Below are 18,409 nucleotides of genomic sequence, written 5' to 3'. Positions count from 1 at the left end.
GCCGGGCGCGCGGGAGCGCATCGACACGGCCGGAACCCCGGTGGCGTACCACGGGTACGAGACCACCGGGGTCGGCCGACATGTATCGGTCGGCGGCCGAAAGGCGCCCTTGTGCGGCCGGTGCCCGCCCCCAATACTCCCGAGCAGCGCTTGTCAGGAGCACGGCTATCCGGAATCCGGGCTTGCTCTTTGGCTGCGCCTCACGGGTCTTCAACCCACAAAGACCCACTGACTTCCCTCGGGAGGAACAAACGTGAGGATCAAGCGCACCATCCCCCACAGCCGTACGGCAAGATCTGCCGGTCTGCTCGCCGTGGCCACCGGACTCGTCGCCGCGGGAGCGCTCGCCGTCCCCTCGGCCAGCGCGCAGGACACCGCGACGACGTTCAGCGCGGCGCAGCTGGAACAGGCCAGTGACGCCGTGCTCGGCGCGGATGTCGCGGGCACCGCCTGGGGCGTCGACGCCCGCACGAAGCAGGTCGTCGTCACCGCCGACAGCACGGTCTCCGCGTCCGAGATAGCCGAGATCAAGGCCGCGGCCGGCGCCAACGCCGACGCCCTGAAGATCCAGCGCACCCCCGGAAAGTTCCAGAAGTACATATCCGGCGGCGACGCCATCTACGCGGACAGCTGGCGCTGTTCGCTCGGCTTCAACGTGCGCAACAGCGCGGGCGCCTACTACTTCCTGACCGCAGGTCACTGCACCGACGGCGCGGGCACTTGGTGGTCCAACTCCTCGAAGACCACGGTCCTCGGCACCACGTCGGGCTCCAGCTTCCCGACCAACGACTACGGCATCGTGCGCTACACCAACAACTCGGTCACCAAGTCCGGCACCGTGGGCAGCCAGGACATCACCCGGGCCGCCGACCCCACCGTCGGCCAGACGGTCACCCGGCGCGGCTCCACGACCGGCATCCACAGCGGCCGGGTCACCGCGCTGAACCAGACCGTCAACTACGGCGGCGGCGACGTCGTCTACGGCCTGATCAAGACCACGGTCTGCGCCGAACCGGGCGACAGCGGCGGCCCCCTGTACGCGGGCTCCACCGCACTGGGCCTGACCTCCGGCGGCAGCGGCAACTGCTCGTCGGGCGGCACGACGTTCTTCCAGCCGGTCACCGAGGCGCTGCGCGCGTACAACGTCAGCGTCTTCTGAGCGGCCGCCACCGGTTTCCCGAACGGCCCCGGAGCCCCCGTCCGAGCAGCGGACGGGGGCTCACCCTTGTCCTGCGGCGCCCTCCCCTTGTGTCCGTGGCGGGGCTACCTTCGAAGGGAACACCCGACACGCCCAATTCGGACCCTGGGGGCCGGCATGGTCGAGGAGCTGGTGGCGGCGGGAGCGGCCCTCGGGGCCGTCGGAGCGGTGTACGTGATGGCGGCGGCGCGCGTCGTCAAACAGTACGAACGGGGCGTGGTGCTGCGGCTCGGAAAGCTCCAACACGCCGTACGGGGGCCCGGTTTGACCCTGGTCGTGCCGTTCGTCGACCGGCTGCGCAAGGTGAACATGCAGATCGTGACGATGCCGGTGCCGGCGCAGGACGGCATCACGCGCGACAACGTCACGGTCCGGGTGGACGCCGTCATCTACTTCAAGGTGGTCGACGCGGCCGAGGCGGTGGTGCAGGTGGAGGACTACCGGTTCGCGGTCTCGCAGATGGCGCAGACCTCGCTGCGCTCCATCATCGGCAAGAGCGACCTGGACGACCTGCTCTCCAACCGCGAAAAGCTCAACCAGGGCCTGGAGTTGATGATCGACTCGCCGGCCATCGGCTGGGGCGTGCAGATCGACCGCGTCGAGATCAAGGACGTCTCGCTGCCCGAGACGATGAAGCGCTCCATGGCCCGCCAGGCCGAGGCCGACCGCGAGCGCCGCGCCCGCGTCATCAACGCCGACGCCGAACTCCAGGCCTCCAAGAAACTCGCCGAGGCCGCCCACGAAATGGCCGAGGAACCGGCCGCGCTCCAACTGAGGCTCCTGCAGACCGTGGTGGCCGTCGCCGCCGAGAAGAACTCCACCCTCGTCCTGCCCTTCCCCGTCGAGCTCCTCCGCTTCCTGGAGCGGGCCCAGCAGGCCCTGCCCCAGCAACCGGGATCCGGAGCCGGGCCCGCGGACAGGGGAAAGTCTGGCCCCGCCGCAGGGGCGAAAACCGGACAGGACTAGTCCTCACAGGCTGACGATCGCTCCTCGCGCGGGGTGTTTGCAGCGGGAACTGACGTGGTGGGACCCGGCCCGGCCGGCGTACCTGGGGCGCATGGGCCTTTCGTACGCGCGTCCTGAAGCAGCCCTTGTGTGCCACCTGACGGCGTCGGGATAGTAAGCGAGGCAATTGGCATGGACGCGCCGCTTCCGCTCGGGCGAATCCTTGTCACGCAAGCCTTCCGGCCCGTCAGGCCCCCACGCCCGCCGGGTCGTTCCCCCCACAGGAGGTCGTGAGTCTTGAAGCACCGACGCATACCCAAGCGGCGTGTGGCCGTGGCGGGCGCGGGCATCGCCGCGCTGGTCGCCGCGGGAGTCACCTTCCAGAGTGCGAACGCGAGCGAGAACGACCCGGCCCCCACGCCGGACACCCTCTCGGTGGCGAAGGCCGGAAAGCTCGCCTCGTCCCTGGCCAAGGACCTCGGCGGGGACGCCGCGGGAACGTACTACGACGCCAAGGCCAAGGCCCTGGTCGTCAACGTGCTGGACAAGAGCGCGGCGCAGGCCGTCGAATCGGCGGGCGGCAAGGCGAGAATCGTCGAGAACTCCCTGGCCGAGCTGAAGGGCGCCCGTGCGACGCTCGACGCCAAGGCCGCCGTGCCCGGCACCTCGTGGGCGATGGACCCGGCCACGAACAAGGTCGTCGTCACCGCGGACCGCACGGTCAAGGGCGCGAAGCTCGACAAGGTCGGCTCGATCGTGAAGAGCCTCGGCGGCAAGGCGGAGCTCAAGCGGAGCAAGGGCGAGTACAAGGCCCTCATCGCCGGCGGCGACGCGATCTGGGGGAGCGGCTCGCGCTGCTCGCTCGGCTTCAACGTCGTCAAGGGCGGGCAGCCCTACTTCCTGACGGCGGGCCACTGCGGCAACGCGGTCAAGAGCTGGTCCGACTCGCAGGGCGGCTCGGAGATCGCCGCCACGGAGGAGTCGAGCTTCCCGGGCAACGACTACGCCCTGGTGAAGTACACGGCCGACACCCCGCACCCGAGCGAGGTGAACCTCTACGGCGGCACCCAGGCGATCAGCAAGGCCGGGGACGCCACCGTCGGCCAGAAGGTGACGCGCAGCGGCAGCACCACCCAGGTCCACGACGGCGAGGTCACCGCGCTCAACGCGACGGTGAACTACCAGGAGGGCCAGGTCGACGGTCTGATCCAGACCACCGTGTGCGCCGAGCCCGGTGACAGCGGCGGCGCGCTCTTCGCCGGCGACACCGCGCTGGGTCTCACCTCGGGCGGCAGCGGCGACTGCTCCTCGGGCGGCGAGACGTTCTTCCAGCCGGTCCCGGAGGCGCTTTCGGCCTACGGAGCGGAAATCGGCTGACCTCGCGGAACGCCGGACGCCCCGCCCCCGTGAAAGTGGGGGCGGGGCTTTTTCCGTATTTCTTGTGAAAGTTTTCACAAGTGCGCACGGGTCCAAAGTCCTCTGAGATATGGGCAGCTCAGAGGCGGTTTCCGAGATGTTTGTGTTTCTCCTGAAGGACCTTCTGCCCTGCGTTCGGGGTCCTTTTCGGCATCTCGCGTGAGGCGTACGGGTGTGGAATCGAGGTGTAGCGGAAAAGTCCCGACGAAGGAGTGCCGCCATGCAGGCCAACGAGATGGTGGACGGACTGGTCGAGAGGGCGCTCACCGCGCTCGGCCGGTTCGAGTCGTACGACCAGGAGCAGGTCGACCACATCGTCAAGAAGGCCTCCCTCGCCGCGCTCGGCCGGCACGGGGAGCTCGCCCGGCAGGCGGTCGAGGAGACCGGCCGCGGTCTCTTCGAGGACAAGGCGGTCAAGAACCTCTTCGCCTGCGAGCACGTCGTCAACTCGATGCGCGGCCTGCGGACCGCGGGCGTGATCGCCCGCGACGAGCTGAACGGCGTCACCGAGATCGCCGAACCCGTCGGCGTCGTCTGCGCGATGACCCCGGTCACCAACCCGACCTCGACCACGGTCTTCAAGGCGCTCATCGCCCTGAAGACCCGCAACCCGATCGTCTTCGCCTTCCACCCGAGCGCCCAGCGCTGCTCCGCGGAGGCGGCCCGCGTCGTGCGCGACGCCGCGGTCGAGGCGGGCGCCCCCGAGGACTGCGTGCAGTGGATCGAGGAGCCCTCGATGGAGGCCACCGGCCTGCTCATGCACCACGAGGGCGTCTCCACGATCCTCGCCACCGGCGGCAACGCGATGGTCCGGGCCGCCTACTCGTGCGGCAAGCCCGCGCTCGGCGTCGGCGCGGGGAACGTACCCGCCTACGTCACCCGAACCGGCAAGCTGCGCAGGGCCGTTCACGACATCGTGCTCTCCAAGGCCTTCGACCACGGCATGATCTGCGCCTCCGAACAGGCGGTCGTCCTCGACGCGGAGATCTACGACGCGGGGCTCGCGGAGTTCGAACGGCTCGGCGCGTACGTCGTCACGGCGGCCGAGAAGACCAAGCTGGAGGAGTTCGTCTTCGGCACCACCGCCTTCGCCAACAACTGCGCGGGCGCCGAGCTGAACGCGGCGGTGGTCGGCAGGTCCGCGCGGTGGATCGCCGAACAGGCCGGGTTCACCGTGCCCGAGGGCACCTCGGTCCTGCTCGCCGAGTGCGCGGAGGTCGGCGAGGGCGAGCCGCTCACCCGCGAGAAGCTCTCCCCGGTCCTCGCCGTCCTGAAGGCCGACACCACCGAGCACGGCCTCGAACTGGCGGCCCGGATGGTCGAGTTCGACGGACTCGGGCACAGCGCCGCCGTCCACACCGAGGACGAGGAGCTCGCCGAGGAGTTCGGCCGACGGGTCAGGGCGGTCCGCGTCATCGTCAACGCGCCCTCCACCTTCGGCGGCATCGGCGACGTCTACAACGCCTTCCTGCCCTCACTCACCCTCGGCTGCGGCTCGTACGGGCACAACTCGGTGTCGAACAACGTCTCCGCGGTCAACCTGATCAACGTCAAGCGGATCGGACGGCGCAACAACAACATGCAGTGGTTCAAGGTCCCGCCGAAGATCTACTTCGAGCGCAACGCGCTGCGTCACCTCGGCGAGATGGACGGCATCCGGCGCGTCTCGCTCGTCACCGACAGGACCATGTCGACGCTCGGCTTCGTGCGGCGCGTGACGGACATCCTCGCGGCCCGCCCCGAACCGGTCACCGTCCAGGTCATCGACGACGTCGAGCCCAACCCGGAGCTCGCGACCGTGCGGGCCGGCGCCGCGCGGATGCGGGACTTCGGACCGGACACGATCATCGCGCTCGGCGGCGGCTCGCCGATGGACGCGGCCAAGATCATGTGGCTGATGTACGAGCACCCGGAGGTCGAGTTCGCGGACACCAAGGAGAAGTTCTTCGACATCCGCAAGCGGGCCTTCACCTTCCCCGGCCTCGGCGACAAGGCGCGTCTTGTGGCCGTCCCGACCACCTCGGGCACGGGCAGCGAGGTCACCCCCTTCGCCGTCATCTCCGACCCGGAGGCCGCCCAGAAGTATCCCCTCGCCGACTACGCGCTCACCCCGAACGTGGCCATCGTCGATCCGGTCCTGCCGATGAACCTCCCGGCGACCGTCACCGCCGACTCCGGCTTCGACGCGCTGACCCACGCCACCGAGGCGTACGTCTCCGTGTACGCGAACGACTACACCGACGGGCTCTGCCTCCAGGCGATCAAGCTCATCTTCGAGAACCTGGAGCGGTGCGTGGTGGACGGGGCGAAGGACCCCGAGGCGCGCGAGAAGATGCACAACGCGTCGACGGTCGCGGGCATGGCCTTCGCCAACGCCTTCCTCGGCCTGGTGCACGCCATGGCGCACACCCTCGGCAACACGTTCCACGTCGCCCACGGCCGCACCAACGCGCTGCTCCTGCCGCACGTCATCCGGCACAACGGCACGGTCTCCGGCAAGGCGACGCCGTGGCCGAAGGCGGAGGTCTACCGCGCCCCGGAGCGGTTCCAGGAGATCGCCCGGATGCTGGGCCTCGCGGCGGCTTCCCCGGAGGAGGGTGTCGAGTCCTACGCCCGCGCGGTCGAGGAGCTGCGTGCCAGGTGTGGGATTCCTGGCTCCTTCCAGGAGGAGGGTGTCGATGAGGCCGCCTTCATCGAGGCCCTGCCGCAGCAGGCGATGAACGCGTACGCGGATCAGTGCGCGCCGGCCAATCCGCGGATGCCGGTGCTCTCCGAGATGGAGGCGTTGATGCGGCAGGCGTATTACGGGAAGGGTGCCTGATCCGGGTTGCCGGCTGCGGGCCCGTCGTGGCTTGTCGCGCAGTTCCCCGCGCCCCTGGTGCGCCCCTTACGGGGCGTCCAGGGGCGCTTCACCGCTTCGGCCAGTACCACTGCGGCTCGTCCAGGAAGCTCTCTCGGCCCGCCACCGTCGTTCGGCCCGACTCCTTGAGCAGTTCCACGGAGTTGACGTCGACCCGGTGGCGGGCCGCGCCCTTCGCCACCGCCTCGGCGAGAGGGCGGGCATGGGTCACCAGGACGACCTGCGTGTCCTTCGTCGCGGCCGTGATCAGGTCGGCCAGCGGACGCAGCAGGTCCGGGTGGAGGCTCGTCTCCGGTTCGTTCAGGACCAGGAGGGCCGACGGACGCGGGGTGAGCAGCGCGGCGGTCCACAGCAGATAGCGCAACGTGCCGTCGGACAGCTCGGCGGGGCCCAGCGGGCGCAACAGCCCGTGCTGGTGCAGCTGGAGCTCGAAGCGCCCGGCGTTGTCGACGACGCGGACCCGGCTGCCGGGGAAGGCGTCGTCCACCGCGTCGTCGAGCGCCCGGTCGTCGCCGATCTCGCGGATGGTCTGCAGGGCGGCGGCCAGGTCCGCGCCGTCGTGGGCGAGCACGGGGGTGCGGGTGCCGATGCGGGCGGCGCGGGCGGGCGCGTCGGCGTCGGTGCGCACGTGGTCGTAGAACCGCCAGGAGCGGATCAGCTCGCGCAGCCGCAGCAGATCGGGCGCCAGCTGCGGGTCCGCGAACTCGCTCAGCATGCTGTCGTACGGCCGGATGCCCTGCGAGCGGTGCCAGCCGCCGGCGGCCGTACGGGTGCGCACGGCGGGGCCCGCGCGGTCGCAGAGCAGCGCGGCGGGGCGCAGGACGGGCCCGGCCCAGGTGGACTCGCGCTTGATCTCGGGGTCGAGGGCGAACAGGGAGGGGGTGCCGCCGGGGCCCGCGCCGCTGGACTGGGGGAGGCCGAAGTCGACCGCGTACCCGAACTCGTCGCCCGCGAAGCCCAGTTTCAGGCCCGCGGGCTCCGCCGTGCGCTCGCCCGCCCAGAGCGCGGAGGGCAGGCCGCCCTCCCTGGCCAGGGCCGCGACCGCGCCGCCGGTGGCCGAGTCGGCGAGCAGCCGCAGGGCGCGGTAGAGGCTGGTCTTGCCCGTGCCGTTCGCGCCCGTGACCACGTTCAACCGGTCCAGCGGGACGATCAGTTTGCGCAGGGAACGGTAGTTCTCGACAGCGAGTGTGCGGATCATGCGTCCCAGCCTCGCACCGGGGTCTGACAACGCGGCCCGCCCGCGAGGCCACCGCCGCTCACGTCACGCGAAGGCGCTCACGTCACGCGAGCCTCACGCGATGCCCCGGTACCGGGTGGCGCTGAGGTCGATCGAGCTGCTGTGCGGCGTCCTGCGGCGGGCGGAGAGGGCGAGGGTGACGACGACGCCGAGGACCGCCCAGGCGGAGAGGACGAGGAGCGCCCGGGTGATCGAGTTGCCCTCGAAGTAGGCGATGGAGCGGGCCACCCAGGTGCCCGCTCCCGGCGGCAGCCAGGGCCCGATCGCCCGCCAGAAGGGCGGCAGCATCGGCAGCGGGAAGGCGCCGCCCGCGCTCGGGTTGCCCCCGATGACGATGAGGAGGACGGCCAGGCCGATGCCGACGATGCCGGTGAGCGCCTGCAGGGCGAGCGTGATCGCGCCGACCCCGAAGATCACCAGGGCGCCGAGGCCCCACAGGCCGAGGACGCTGCCGGGCAGCGCGCCGAGGATCGGCCCGATGATGACCGCGCCGCCGAGGCCGCCGACGATCGAGTAGAGCGCCATCGTGCCGAGCCTGATCACCGCGCGCGAGAGGTTGGCGGCCCGGGAGCCCGCGCTGATCGCGAGGATCGACGCGCACAGATAGCCGCCGACGCACCAGCCGACGACCAGGTAGAAGGACGACAGGCCGTTGAAGTCGTGGGCCGAGGCCGGGACCACGTCGTCCGTCGTGACCGTGCGCTTCTGGTCCGCGTCGACCTTGCCGACGAGGTCGGTGAGGGTCCTGGAGAGCGCGGTGCCGCCGCCGGACGCGACCAGGAGGGTGTCGGTCGTGCCGCGCGGGTCGACGAGCAGGGCGCCGTCGATGTCGCGGTTCATGAGCTGGCGGCGGGCCGTGGCCTCGTCCTTGAGGACGCGGGGGTCGAGCGGGGTGCCGGGGAGCTTCTCCAGACGGTCGGCGGTCTGTTCGGCCGCGGGCCCCGGAGCGACGACCCCGAAGGCGACGTCCTTGGGTTTCGGGTCGTGCAGCGCCCCTACGTAGGAGGCGATGAACAGCAGCTGCAGGGCGAGGACGCCGATGACGAGCAGGGCTGCTCGCGGGGTGACGGCGCTCTTGAATTCGTCGGCGAAGCTCATGCGTCCACGCTCGGGGGGCGCGGGCGTTCGCGCAGGTGGGATGGGCCGAACGGACGAGGGAACGGCGGCGGGGACGGGGCTGCGGCCGCCCACGCTCCCTAATCGAACGTATGTGTCGTACGTAAGTTCGAAACTGGTCTATGGTGGAGAGCGGGGGATGTGAGATCGGATCGGTTCAGGGTTCCAGGAGGTGCGTGTGCCAGGGTTCACGCATCTGCACACCGTCTCCGGGTTCTCCCTGCGGTACGGCGCCTCGCACCCGGAGCGGCTGGCCGAGCGCGCCGCCGCACGGGGCATGGACGCCCTCGCGCTCACCGACCGGGACACCGTCGCGGGCACCGTCCGGTTCGCCAAGGCCTGCGCCAAGGCGGGTGTCCGGCCGCTCTTCGGGGCCGAACTCGCGGTCGGGGAGGCCGCCGCGCCGACCGCGGGCGAGCGACACCGGGTCCCCGTGCGCGGAGGTGCCTTCATCGACGAGTCGACCCCGCGCGTGACCTACCTCGCCCGGGACGGCGCCACCGGCTGGGCCGCGCTCTGCCGGCTGATCACCGCCGCGCACCGCGCGGGCACCGCCGAAGGGCCGCCCGTCCTGCCCTGGCAGGAGAACCACGGCGACGGTCTGACCGTGCTGCTCGGCCCGGCGTCCGACGTGGGCCGCGCGCTCGCCGCGGGCCGCCCCGACCGCGCCGCCCGCCTCCTCGCCCCCTGGCGCGAACGCTACGGCGACGCGCTGCGCCTGGAGTCCGTCTGGCACGGCCGCGAGGGCACAGGCCCCGGCTCGCTGCGGCTCGCCGCACGCACCCTCGGCTTCGCCGCCGAACAGGGCGTGCGCCCCGTCCTGAGCAACGCCGTGCGCTACGCCGACCCCGGCCAGGGCCCCGTCGCCGACGTCCTCGACGCCGCGCGCCGCCTCGTCCCCGTCGACCCGACCAAGGGACTCGACAGCGGCGAACGGTGGCTCAAGGGCGCGGACGACATGCTGGGCGTCGCCGAGCGCGTCGTCGAGGCCGCGGGCTTCCGCCGCGACACCGCCCACCGCCTGCTCGAACAGACCCGGGCGACCGCCGCCGAGTGCCTCGTCGACCCCGAGGGCGACCTCGGCATGGGCTCCGTGCACTTCCCCGAACCGCGCCTGGTCGGCGCCGGGCGCCGCACCGCGCAGCGGGTCCTCGCCTCGCGCGCTGCGGCCGGCATGATCCGGCGCGGCTACGACACGCGGCGCGCGTACTGGGAGCGGATGCACCACGAGCTCGACATCATCGACCACCACGGCTACGCCTCGTACTTCCTGACCGTGGCCCAAGTCGTCGACGACGTACGGGACCTGGGCATCCGGGTCGCGGCGCGCGGCTCCGGCGCCGGGTCCCTGGTCAACCACCTCATCGGCATCGCGCACGCCGACCCCGTCGAACACGGGCTGCTCATGGAGCGGTTCCTGTCCAAGCGGCGGCACGTCCTGCCGGACATCGACATCGACGTCGAGTCGGCCCGCCGCCTGGAGGTCTACCGCGCGATCATCGGCCGCTTCGGCACCGAGCGGGTCGCGACCGTCGCCATGCCCGAGACCTACCGCGTCCGGCACGCCGTGCGCGACGTGGGCGCCGCCCTGTCCATGAACCCCGCCGAGATCGACAGGATCGCCAAGGCCTTCCCGCACATCCGCGCCCGCGACGCCCGCGCCGCGCTGGAGGAGCTGCCGGAGCTGCGGGAGGTGGCCGAGGAGTGGGGCGGCGACCGGCGGCTGTGGGAGCTGGTCGAGGGCCTCGACGCACTGCCGCGCGGCGTCGCCATGCACCCGTGCGGGGTGCTGCTCTCCGACGCCTCGCTGCTCGCCCGTACGCCCGTCGTGCCGACCAGCGGCGAGGGCCTGCCCATGGCGCAGTTCGACAAGGAGGACGTGGAGGATCTCGGGCTGCTCAAGCTGGACGTGCTCGGCGTGCGGATGCAGTCGGCGATGGCGCACGCGGTGGCGGAGGTCGAGCGGGCCACCGGCGACGTGGTGGACCTCGACGACCCGCGCCGGGTCGCGCCGGGCGATCCGGCGACGTACCGGCTCATCAAGTCCACCGAGACGCTCGGCTGTTTCCAGATCGAGTCGCCGGGCCAGCGCGATCTGGTCGGCCGGCTGCAGCCCGAGACCTTCCACGACCTGGTGGTCGACATCTCACTGTTCCGGCCGGGGCCGGTCGCCGCGGACATGGTGCGGCCCTTCATCGAGTCCCGGCACGGCCGGGCGCCCGTCCGCTACCCGCATCCGGACCTGGCCGGGGCGCTGAAGGAGACCTACGGCGTCGTCGTCTTCCACGAGCAGGTCATCGAGATCGTGAACGTCATGACCGGCTGCGGGCGCGACGAGGCGGACCGGGTGCGGCGCGGGCTCTCCGACTCCGAGGCGCAGGGCCGGATCCGCTTCTGGTTCGCGCAGCAGGCGGCCGCCAAGGGGTACGACGCGGAGACGATCGGCCGCACCTGGGAGATCGTCGAGGCCTTCGGGTCGTACGGGTTCTGCAAGGCGCACGCGGTGGCCTTCGCCGTGCCGACGTACCAGTCGGCGTGGCTGAAGGCCCATCACCCCGCCGCCTTCTACGCGGGGTTGCTCACCCACGACCCCGGCATGTACCCGAAGCGGCTGCTGCTCGCGGACGCGCGGCGGCGGGGGGTGCCGATCCTTCCGCTGGACGTGAACCGGTCCGCGGTCGCTCACCGTATCGAACTGGTGTCCGAGGGAGCGGGATCCCGGGAGGTCTGGGGGCTGCGGCTCGCCCTCTGTGACGTGCACGGCATCAGCGAGGCGGAGGCCGCGCGGATCGCCGACGGGCAGCCCTACGCCTCGCTCGTCGACTTCTGGGAGCGGGCCCGGCCCTCCAAGCCGGTCGCGCAACGGCTCGCGCAGGTCGGCGCGCTCGACGCGTTCGGCGCCAACCGCCGTGACCTGCAACTGCACTTGGCCGAGCTGCGCCGGGGGGCGCGGGGCGCAGGAGGTACAGGGGGAGCAGGAGGCGTACGGGGCGGGGGCGGGGCTCAACTGCCGCTGGCCGACGGCCGGAAGACGGCCCCCGCCGGCCTGCCCGACCTGGACGACGCGGAGCGGCTCAGCGCCGAGCTCGGCGTCCTCGGCATGGACTCCTCGCGCCATCTCATGGGCGATCACCGGGGCTTCCTCGAGGAGCTCGGCGTCTTCAGCGCGCGGCGGCTGCGCGAGGCCGAACACGGGGCGACCGTGCTGGTCGCGGGCGCCAAGGCGGCCACCCAGACCCCGCCGATCCGCTCCGGCAAGCGCGTCATCTTCACCACCCTGGACGACGGTACGGGCCTGGTCGACCTGGCCTTCTTCGACGACGCCCACGAACGGTGCGCGCACACCGTCTTCCACTCCTGGCTGCTGCTCGTACGCGGCGTGGTGCAGCGCCGGGGCCCCCGCAGCCTCAGCGTGGTGGGCGCGGCGGCGTGGAACCTGGCGGACCTGGTGGAGGTGCGCAAGGAAGGCGGTCTGGACGCGGTGGCGGCGCGCCTGGCGCCTCCGGAGCCGGAGGCGGCCCCCGAGGAGACCCGGGACCGGGCCGGCGGCCGCCGCATCCGCATGGCCAACGGATACGAGATGCACCCCTGGGCGGACCTGCGCCCGGCGGGCGAGGGATCAGCGGGCCCGAACAGAAAGCTGTGGCACCAGAGTCCGGGGAGCGCGGGATGAACGACGGGATGACCAGGACCGGGGCCGCTGTGGGGGACGGGGGCGGGGACGGGGATGGGGGTGCCACCCTCTACGTACGTTTTCTGTTGCCGTCCATGTACGAAGCCCTGTTGCCCCAACTGATCGCCCTGCTCGGGGAGTTCACCCCGCAGGTCGAGGCGCTTCCGCCGGATGCCGCGCTCGTGGATGTGCGCGGGGCGCGGCGGTACTTTCGGCGGGATGCCGTCGAGCTGGCCGCGCTGGTCCGGGTGCGGGCGCTCGCGCTGTACGGGGTGGAGTGCGCGGTCGGCGCCGGGCCCGGGCCGATGCTGGCGCGGATGGCCGCGCGCGACGCCGCCCCCGGCGTGACGTGTGCGGTGCCCGAAGGTCCTGACGGGGTACGGGAGTTCCTCGCCGGGCGGCCGGTCGGCGAGCTGCCCGGCATCGGCCGCGCCACCGCCCGTACGCTCTGCGAGTACGGCCTCGACACCCTGGAGAAGGTCGGCGCGGCGCCCCTGTCCACCCTGCAGCGGCTCCTCGGCGCCCGCGCCGGCCGCGAACTGGGCGAGAAGGCGCGGGGCGTCGACCGCACCCGGGTCACACCGAACGCCGCCGCCCGCTCGCTGGCCGTCGAACGGCCCTTCCCACGCGACGAGTTGGACCCCTTCCGGCACCGCCGCGCGCTGCTCTCCGGCGCCGAGGAGCTGGGCGTCAGGATGCGCGGCGAGGACCAGGTGTGCCGCTCGCTGGCGCTCACCGTGCGGTACGCCGACCGCACCGGGTACGCGACGATCACCCGGACCCGTACCCTGCCCGAGCCGACCGCCCACTCCGCCGCGCTCACCACGGCCGCCTACCGCATGTACGAGTCGCTCGGCCTGCAACGGGCCCGGGTGCGTGCCGTGTCGCTGCGCGCGGAGGGCCTCGGCCCGGCCGAACGCGCCACCCACCAGCTGACGTTCGACCCGACGGACGAGAAGGCCCGCCGGATCGAGGAGGTGGCGGACCGGGCGCGGAAGAAGTTCGGACCCGGGGCGATCGTGCCGGGGACCTTGGCGGCGTGAGGCGCGGTGTGAGGTGCGGTGTGGCGTGAGGTGCGGTGTGGCGTGAGGCGTGGCGTGGCGTGAGGCGCGGCTCGGCTTCGGCCCGGCTCCGTGCGGCGTCGGCCGAGCGGTGGCGACCGTGCCAGTGAACACTGGAACTTTTTGCCGACGCGCCGCTTCACTCTTCACCTACTCGCGCGTAATTTGACGTGAGCACGGCATCCTGTCGATCCGGGTCACAGGGCATCTCCGCACCCCCACGCACTCCCCGCACCCCTCATCGCACCTTCCTCGCAACTCCCTTGAGCCGCAAGGAGATCACCCGATGCTGCCCTGGAGACGCGCGCTGCGCGCCCTCGCCGCCACCCTGCTCGTCACGGGCGCGGCCACCCTCGCCCCCGCCGCCACGGCGGCCGCCTCGCCCGAGACGTCCGCCTCGTCCAGCGGCTGGAACGACTACGGCTGCAAGCCGTCCGCCGCACACCCCCGCCCCGTCGTCCTCGTGCACGGCACGTTCGGCAACTCCGTCGACAACTGGCTCGTCCTCGCGCCCTACCTCGTCAAGCGCGGCTACTGCGTCTTCTCCCTGGACTACGGCCAGTTGCCGGGCGTACCCCTCTTCAACGGGCTCGGCCCCATCGACAAGTCGGCCGGACAGCTCGACGTCTTCGTCGACAAGGTGCTCGCCTCGACGGGCGCGAAGAAGGCGGACCTCGTCGGCCACTCGCAGGGCGGCATGATGCCCCGCTACTACCTCAAGTTCCTCGGCGGCGCCGAGAAGGTGAACGCCATGATCGGCCTCGCCCCGGACAACCACGGCACCACCCTGCTCGGCCTCACCAAGCTGCTGCCGTACTTCCCGGGCATCGAGGACCTGCTGACCACCAACACCCCGGCCCTCGCCGACCAGGTGGCGGGATCGCCCTTCCTGACCAAGCTCAACGCGGGCGGCGACACGGTGCCCGGTGTGCGCTACACCGTCATCGCCACCAAGTACGACGAGGTGGTCACCCCGTACCGCACCCAGTTCCTCGACGGCCCCGGCGTGCACAACGTGACGCTGCAGAACCTGTGCCCCGTCGACGCGTCGGAGCACGTGGCGATCGGCATCCTGGACCGCGTCGCCCACCACGAGGTGGCGAACGCGCTCGATCCGGCGCACGCGACGCCGAGCACCTGCCTGTCGTAACCGCGACCCCCGAACGGTGTGAAGGGCCGTGCTCCCCGGCCGGGGAAGCACGGCCCTTCACTCACTCAGGCACGACCGGCTCAGCGGCCGTGGCGCCCGCTCGCCGCGCGGCGGCGGGTCGTGGCGAACATCGCCGCGGCGCCGACGGCGAGAACGGCGGCGCCGCCGACCGCGATGTACGGGGTGGTGCTGTCGCCGCCGGTCTCGGCGAGGTTGTCGTCGGCCGTGGTGACCGGCTTCTCGGCGCCGCCGTTCACCTCCGGCTCGTTGTCGCCGACCGCCGGCTCGTCGGCGGAGTCTGCGGAGTCGGCGGCGGGCGCGGCCCCCGTGGCCTCCGCGCCGGTGTGGGCGTTGGCGTCGCCGTGACCGTGGTGCTCGACGGTCGACTTGTCGGCGCCGGCCGCGATCTCCTGCTCGGAGGGGGCGGAGGCGGCCGGGGCGGGGGCGGATCCGGTGCCGCCGGTGTCCTTGCCGAAGACGACGTCGGAGCAGGTGTAGAAGGCCTCGGGGGAGTCCGAGCGCTGCCAGACCGAGTAGATCAGGTGGCGGCCCTGGCGGGCGGGGATCTTGCCGTCGAAGACGTAGTCGCCGTTCTCCATCTTCGGGTCGGCGACGTCGACGAAGGGCTTCTCCTCCAGGTCCGACCACTTCAGCGGCTTCGAGGGGTCGTACGACTCCTTGGTGATGTACAGCTCGAAGGAGCCCTTGTGCGGGGCGGTGCCCTTGTAGCGGAAGGTGTGGTTGCCGGCCGTCAGCTTGCTGGACGGCCAGTCGGCGCGCGGCAGGTCGAGCCCCTTGTACTTGTCGTTGCCCGCGCTGCACAGCTTGCCGTCGGGGATGATCTCCTTCGACTTGCCGGCGGCGTTGGCGATGTTCACCGCGTTCCAGTCGTAGAACGCCTGCACGCCGCTGGCCTGCACGGCGGCCTTGCAGGCGGCCGACTTCGGCGACTCGGGGCCCTCCTGGAAGCACGCGGAGACCCGGCTGACCGGGTCCGTCATCGAGCCGTGCGCGGTGGCGGGCGAGACCGAGAGAGCGGTCAGGGCGAGCGGCGCCACACCGGCGGCGGCGATCGCGGCGACCTTGCGACGAGCGGACATACGGGTTCTCCTCAAACGGCGGTTCAGGGGGACACGGGGCGACGGCGAACGGGCGGCACAGCCCCCCGATCACCAGCGGCACCGACGGTTCGTCATCGCCCCGGCGAGTCAGAAAACTAGCCCCTGAAAACCGCGAAATCCCCTGCTGAGCGCCGGTGATGGCGATCTTTATGGTGCGGTTAAGGGAGGGCTAATCAGGAGCTCAGACAACGGCCCGTACGAGGCGGACGAGGGGCCCGTGACCCGAGGGGATGGCGGGGGACGAGATGCACGACCCCGGCTACCGGACCGGTCGCCCGCGTCCCTGAGGGTCGTCGTTCAGCCCACCCACCGGTACCGCCGCTCCGGGCGGCCCGTCCCGCCGTACCGGAGCGTCACCTCCGCGCGTCCGGTGTCCGCGAAGAACTCCAGGTAGCGGCGTGCGCTCACCCGGGACAGGGTGCCCGCCTGCGCGCACTCCGTCGCCGAGAGGCCGTCCGGGTGGCCGCGCAGGGTCTGTTCCACCAGCTCCGCCGTGTGCGCGGCCAGGCCCTTCGGTAGCTCCCGGGAGCCGGGGGGCCGTGTGCCGAAGAGCTGGTCGACGTCCTCCTGGCGGGCCTCCCGCAGGCCGTCGAGGCGGGCCCGCAACGCCGCCACATGCCTCAACTGCTCGTGCAGCGCCGCCTGGTTGAACGGTTTGATCAGATAGTGCAGGGCGCCCGCCCGCAGCGCGGCCCGGACGACCTCCGCGTCCCGTGCCGCCGTGATGAACAGGGCGTCGACCGGCCGGCGCCCCGGCTCGCGCTCCTCGGCCGCCCGCAGCTCGCGCAGCACGGCGATGCCGTCCATGTCGGGCAGGTACACGTCGAGCAGGACGAGATCGGGACGCAGCCGCCGTACCGCGTCGACCGCGTCGGCCCCGCTGTGCGCGGCCCCGACCACGGTGAACCCCTCCACCGCCGCGACGTAGCGACTGTGCAGCTTGGCGACCATGAAGTCGTCGTCCACGACCAGCACCCTTGTCATCGCCGCAGGCTATGGGCGCGACCACAACGACCACAACGTCCGTTGATTCCGGAAGAGAGACAGGTTGTTAACGCGCGGGCAACATGTGGGCCACCTCACACCCGACTACGTACCGACAGGTGGTGGCACACGTGCGCCTGCGCACACCCCTCGCCCTGTGCGGGGCCGCCCTCCTCGTGCTCGTGGCGCCGCCGCTGCTCACCACGGGCGGCGGCGACGACACCGGCACCAAGATCCCCGGGCTGCGCCTCATGGTCCCCAACACCCCCGGCGGCGGCTACGACATCACCGCGCGCACCGCGGCGAAGAACGCCGAGGACGCCGGACTCACCCACAACATCGAGGTGTTCAACCTGCCCGGCGCAGGCGGCACCGTCGGCCTGTCCCGGCTCGTCGGCGAGCACGGCAACGGCAAGCTCGCCATGTCCATGGGCCTCGGCGTCGTGGGCGCCGCCCGCTCCAACCACTCCCCGAAGACCCTCGGCGACACCACCCCCATCGCCCGGCTCACCGAGGAGCAGGACGTCGTCGTGGTCGCCAAGAACTCCCCGTACAAGACCATCGGCCAGCTCGTCGGCGCCTGGAAGAAGAACCCGGGCAAGGTCACCGTCGGCGGCGGGTCGTCACCCGGCGGGCCCGACCACCTCGCCCCGATGCTGATGGCGCGCGCCGCGGGCATCGAGCCGAAGAAGGTCAACTACGTGCCCTTCGACGGCGGCGGTGAACTGCTCGCCTCGATCCTCGGCTCCAAGGTCGCCTTCGGGGTCTCCGGCGTCGGCGAGTACCTCGACCAGATCAAGTCGGGCGAACTGCGGCTGCTCGCCGTCACCGGACCCGAGCGGGTCAAGGGCCTGGACGGGCCCACCCTCAAGGAGTCCGGCTACGACGTGGACTTCACCAACTGGCGCGGCATCGTCGCCCCGCCCGGACTCAGCGACGCCGAACGCAAGAAGCTCACCGGACTCGTCAGGAAGCTGCACGCCTCGCCCGAGTGGCGGAAGTCCCTCAAGACCAACGGCTGGGACGACGCCTTCCTCACCGGCGACGACTTCGGCGACTTCCTGGCCGCCCAGGACCGGCGCGTCGTCTCCGTACTGAAGGAGCTGGGACTGTGACCACCACCACCGAACCGACCGGGGGCGAGGCGCGGGACCGCCGCTCCTGGCTGCGCGAACACTCCGAACTCGGCGTCTGCGTCCTGCTGCTCGCCCTCGGCGCCCTCGTCCTCACCGACGCGCTCACCATGGACGTCGACCTCACCCAGCGCGGCCCCATCGGCCCGAAGACCGTGCCGATCGCGGTCGGCTCCGGGCTGCTCGTCGTCGCCGTCCTGCTCGCCGTCGACGTGCTGCGCGGCGGCCGCGGCGAGGCCGAGGGCGGCGAGGACGTCGACCTCTCCGAACCCGCCGACTGGCGCACCGTGCTGCTCCTGGCCGGCGTCTTCCTCATGACCGCCGTCCTCATCGAACCCGCCGGCTTCCCGGTCGCCGGGGCGCTGCTCTTCTGGGGCGCCGCCTACGCGCTCGGCAGCCGCCACTTCGAGCGCGACCCGCTGATCGCCGCCGGGCTCTCCGTCGTCACCTACGAGGTCTTCGACAACCTGCTCGGCGTGCCCCTGCCGGGCGGCCCCCTGATGGGAGTGCTGTGA

The 18,409-nt window shown here is 71.8% G+C and carries 13 protein-coding genes; 9 read left to right on the top strand and 4 right to left on the bottom strand.

All coding sequences use genetic code 11. From position 1 onward, the window contains the following. Positions 1-253 precede the first annotated feature (253 nt). The 4 genes from ACFYO9_RS35445 (at position 254) to adhE (ending at position 6,380) form a co-directional block, all read left to right on the top strand. The gene (locus ACFYO9_RS35445; RefSeq protein WP_355809995.1) at positions 254-1,159 is read left to right on the top strand and encodes a S1 family peptidase; all 906 of its coding nucleotides are present in this window, start codon (positions 254-256) and stop codon (positions 1,157-1,159) included. A 156-nt stretch (positions 1,160-1,315) separates the two neighbouring features. Next, a complete protein-coding gene (locus tag ACFYO9_RS35440; protein ID WP_388667044.1) occupies positions 1,316-2,164 on the top strand; it encodes a slipin family protein in 849 nt (282 codons plus the stop codon). Positions 2,165-2,440: 276 nt separating this feature from the next. After that, positions 2,441-3,520 carry a S1 family peptidase gene (locus ACFYO9_RS35435; protein ID WP_355810000.1) on the top strand — a complete coding sequence of 360 codons (1,080 nt, stop codon included), beginning with the start codon at positions 2,441-2,443 and terminating at the stop codon, positions 3,518-3,520. 259 nt (positions 3,521-3,779) lie between these two features. Next, positions 3,780-6,380, top strand: coding sequence for a bifunctional acetaldehyde-CoA/alcohol dehydrogenase (gene adhE / locus ACFYO9_RS35430; protein WP_358777985.1), 2,601 nt, complete (start codon positions 3,780-3,782; stop codon positions 6,378-6,380). An 88-nt stretch (positions 6,381-6,468) separates the two neighbouring features. On the opposite strand, the gene ACFYO9_RS35425 is transcribed toward adhE, so the two are convergent. Together ACFYO9_RS35425 and ACFYO9_RS35420 are read right to left on the bottom strand one after the other, a co-directional pair. Continuing rightward, positions 6,469-7,617, bottom strand: coding sequence for an AAA family ATPase (locus ACFYO9_RS35425; RefSeq protein ID WP_358777984.1), 1,149 nt, complete (start codon positions 7,615-7,617; stop codon positions 6,469-6,471). Between the two features lie 93 nt (positions 7,618-7,710). After that, positions 7,711-8,754, bottom strand: a complete 1,044-nt coding sequence (locus ACFYO9_RS35420) for a DUF3533 domain-containing protein (protein ID WP_355810007.1) — start codon at positions 8,752-8,754, stop codon at positions 7,711-7,713. Positions 8,755-8,950: 196 nt separating this feature from the next. On the opposite strand from ACFYO9_RS35420, the gene ACFYO9_RS35415 reads away from it, so the two are divergent. From ACFYO9_RS35415 to ACFYO9_RS35405, 3 genes are all read left to right on the top strand, one after another. Continuing rightward, positions 8,951-12,445, top strand: coding sequence for a DNA polymerase III subunit alpha (locus ACFYO9_RS35415; RefSeq protein ID WP_358777983.1), 3,495 nt, complete (start codon positions 8,951-8,953; stop codon positions 12,443-12,445). 8 nt (positions 12,446-12,453) lie between these two features. Next, complete coding sequence (locus ACFYO9_RS35410) at positions 12,454-13,488, top strand: hypothetical protein (protein ID WP_388667056.1); 1,035 nt, start codon at positions 12,454-12,456, stop codon at positions 13,486-13,488. Between the two features lie 304 nt (positions 13,489-13,792). After that, positions 13,793-14,656: an alpha/beta fold hydrolase gene (locus ACFYO9_RS35405; protein WP_355810012.1), complete on the top strand. Its 864-nt coding sequence runs from the start codon at positions 13,793-13,795 to the stop codon at positions 14,654-14,656. Between the two features lie 80 nt (positions 14,657-14,736). Here ACFYO9_RS35405 and ACFYO9_RS35400 read toward each other — a convergent pair whose 3' ends face one another. Further along, positions 14,737-15,756: a lytic polysaccharide monooxygenase gene (locus ACFYO9_RS35400; RefSeq protein WP_358777982.1), complete on the bottom strand. Its 1,020-nt coding sequence runs from the start codon at positions 15,754-15,756 to the stop codon at positions 14,737-14,739. Positions 15,757-16,074: 318 nt separating this feature from the next. Continuing rightward, positions 16,075-16,761: a response regulator gene (locus tag ACFYO9_RS35395; RefSeq protein WP_355810017.1), complete on the bottom strand. Its 687-nt coding sequence runs from the start codon at positions 16,759-16,761 to the stop codon at positions 16,075-16,077. 131 nt (positions 16,762-16,892) lie between these two features. On the opposite strand from ACFYO9_RS35395, the gene ACFYO9_RS35390 reads away from it, so the two are divergent. After that, entirely contained in the window at positions 16,893-17,876 is a 984-nt protein-coding gene (locus ACFYO9_RS35390; protein WP_358777989.1) for a tripartite tricarboxylate transporter substrate binding protein, read from the top strand. Then, entirely contained in the window at positions 17,873-18,409 is a 537-nt protein-coding gene (locus ACFYO9_RS35385; RefSeq protein ID WP_358777981.1) for a tripartite tricarboxylate transporter TctB family protein, read from the top strand. Before ACFYO9_RS35390 ends, ACFYO9_RS35385 begins: the two co-directional genes overlap by 4 nt.

The sequence above is a fragment of the Streptomyces sp. NPDC005863 genome (genome assembly GCF_042871345.1).
In the GTDB taxonomy this organism is placed as follows: Bacteria; Actinomycetota; Actinomycetes; order Streptomycetales; family Streptomycetaceae; genus Streptomyces.
Note: the sequence above shows the minus strand (reverse complement) of the source record. Positions and strands in the feature narration are given on the sequence as shown.